Origin of the sequence: Kitasatospora sp. NPDC085879, from assembly GCF_040686255.1 — a bacterium.
Taxonomy (GTDB): Bacteria; Actinomycetota; Actinomycetes; order Streptomycetales; family Streptomycetaceae; genus Kitasatospora.
Genome location: NZ_JBFBJZ010000183.1, coordinates 1 through 2,246, shown reverse-complemented (window position 1 = coordinate 2,246; position 2,246 = coordinate 1). Strand labels below are relative to the sequence as shown.

At 74.4% G+C, this 2,246-nt stretch carries 3 protein-coding genes; 2 read left to right on the top strand and 1 reads right to left on the bottom strand.

The genetic code is table 11. From position 1 onward, the window contains the following. Positions 1 to 738 precede the first annotated feature (738 nt). Together AB0P35_RS41965 and AB0P35_RS41960 are read left to right on the top strand one after the other, a co-directional pair. A complete protein-coding gene (locus tag AB0P35_RS41965) occupies positions 739 to 921 on the top strand; it encodes a hypothetical protein (RefSeq protein WP_363521839.1) in 183 nt (60 codons plus the stop codon). A gap of 53 nt (positions 922 to 974) precedes the next feature. Beyond that, complete coding sequence (locus AB0P35_RS41960) at positions 975 to 1,529, top strand: DUF6420 family protein (protein ID WP_363521837.1); 555 nt, start codon at positions 975 to 977, stop codon at positions 1,527 to 1,529. Between the two features lie 300 nt (positions 1,530 to 1,829). On the opposite strand, the gene AB0P35_RS41955 is transcribed toward AB0P35_RS41960, so the two are convergent. After that, the gene (locus tag AB0P35_RS41955) at positions 1,830 to 2,081 is read right to left on the bottom strand and encodes a hypothetical protein (protein WP_363521834.1); all 252 of its coding nucleotides are present in this window, start codon (positions 2,079 to 2,081) and stop codon (positions 1,830 to 1,832) included. Between the last annotated feature and the right edge of the window lie 165 nt (positions 2,082 to 2,246).

Below are 2,246 nucleotides of genomic sequence, written 5' to 3'. Positions count from 1 at the left end.
CGCCAGGTCCGCTCGGGCACGCCGATCAGACGGCAGAACCTCGCGGTCGGCATGCCCGCCTCGACGCGGATCACCTCGAGGTCCTCGAAGGGCCCGGCCGGCCCTCCGCGGACTTCTTCCACACCCGCAGCTCGACCGCGGCCTCACCCAGCGCCTGCGTCAAATCGGCGACCTGGTCCTCGAGTTGCTGTTCCCGGCTGCTCGGGCCGGACTTCCCGGACGCGAGTCCGGCCCGGCCCGACTCCAGGAACTGACGCTTCCAGTCCCCGACCGACTGCTCGGACACTTCGCCCGCCGCGCGGCCTCGGCGACGGTCATCTCACCGGCCAGGATCGACAGCACGATCCGGACCTTCTCCTCCGGCGGCAACGCCGGCGGCCTCACCATGATCGATCAAACTCCTTCACACTGCAGGACCCGCAAAGAAACGAGCCCTGCCACAAAGTCTGACGCGCGACAGACTGACGATTCCCGTTCGCAGGAGCCTTCCTTCGTGGACTTGGCGGTGTTGCCGAGCGTGTCTGGGCGCATCAGGGGCGGCTACGGTTGGTGCGGCGTTTCAGGGCGACGGGTAGCCGGGTCTTCGCGGATGCCTCTCGGATCGTGCGGTGCTGGTGGACGGATATGCCGGACGAGCCACTTGTGGGCGGAGCGGGCCTGGAGGGCCGGGCTGGGGGCACGCACGGCGAGGCCGTGCCGTTGGTGACCTATCCGGAGGCGGTGGACGTTGCGTGGTCCATGCTGCGTTTCGAACAGGCCAGCCGGTTCGGCACCACCGACCGGACCCGCTGGCTGACGGACATGGCGCACCTGATGGCAGGGGCGGGGCTGGACTTCACGGCTGGCAGGGACGAGCTCCTGCGGTGGCTCGACGGCCGCGGCAAGGGCGCACCAGGTCCGGGGCATCCGCGGGGCAGGTGAGAGCCCGCCGCAGGAAGTAGCGGAAGGACAAGCCACCGGCGTCGTCCGGTGGCTTGGGCCGCGGGTGGCAACCTGGCGGTGCCGGCCGGTGCGGCCATTGTCCTCCGGTTCTGCGGGCTTCCTGGGCGAGGTGGGGTCGCGGGTGCCGGGCTGGGGCTTCGGAGCGGTGCGGCGGGGCCCTCGCCCCGTACACCACCTACGACCACCTGCCGCCGCTGCACGCCCGCGACAGGGGCCTGCCGCTGGCCTACCCCTACGGCGACATCACGCCGGGGCGGTCCGTCACGCCGGGCGGCGGCCGGCTGACCGTCGAGGAGGACGCCGGGCATCACCGGATCACCCTGGACCACCTGGGCTGCGACGCACAGACCATAGAGGCCAAGCACGAGGCGTTCAAACAGCTCGCCCTCGCCGCCGAGGCCCACTGCGCCACCGGGCCCGGGAACCCCTACCGCGGCTTCGAGTTCCCCCGCGGGACGATCGAACCGAGGGTGTTCGTGCGGGCCCTGCTCGCCGTCGAACTGGGCGACCACACACCCCTCGACCGGCTCACCGCCGCCGCCACCGCGGCCGCCGGCCCCGTCCGCCCCGCCCAGGCCCAGGGCTGAGGCTGCCGGGGCGCGCGTGGGCCGGGGCGCAGCGGGTGTCGGCCCGGCCGCGCAACGCCCAGGCGCGGGTGCGGGCCGCGACTGAAGTCCGGATGCCCTGGGCGGTCGGGGTGGTGTCCGCCAGGCGCAGCCACAGGTGGTGGATGCGCTGGTCGAGGGCGATCGAGATGCGGCGGCGGGAGCCGTCGCGGACGGCGGCGACAGTCGCGGTGCTGGTGTCCAGGCGTGCGGCAAGGTAGGTGGCGGGCCAGCCCTCGGCGGCGAGCTCCGCAAGGACGTCGGCGGCCGGCCGTTCGCTGGTCAGGCCTCGGGCGGGCGCAGCAGGCGGCGGACGAGGGTGACGGCGATGCCGGCAGCGTCCGCGATGTCCTGGGCGGACATACCGCGGCGCACCAGGACGGCGGCCCGCAGCGCGGCAGGGGCGGCATCGACGCGGGCGGCCAGGCCCTGGACGCGGTCCAGGTCGCGGCGCCGACGCGCCCGCAGCGCCGCCTGGCGGTACCCGGCGCGCGGGCAGCCGTAGTCCGCGCACGACGCCTGCCCGTGGGGCACCCGGCTTCGGGCAGGCTGGCGCGGCGACCGCACACCCGCAACCCGGTCCCGGTCCTGGCCCGCCGTCACCACCCGTACCCCGTCCTCTTCGCCAGGAGGGCAGTATGCCGGGGGGCGGCGCCGGCACCCGGCCGGGAAACACCCCCGCGCGGGCCCGCCACCCCC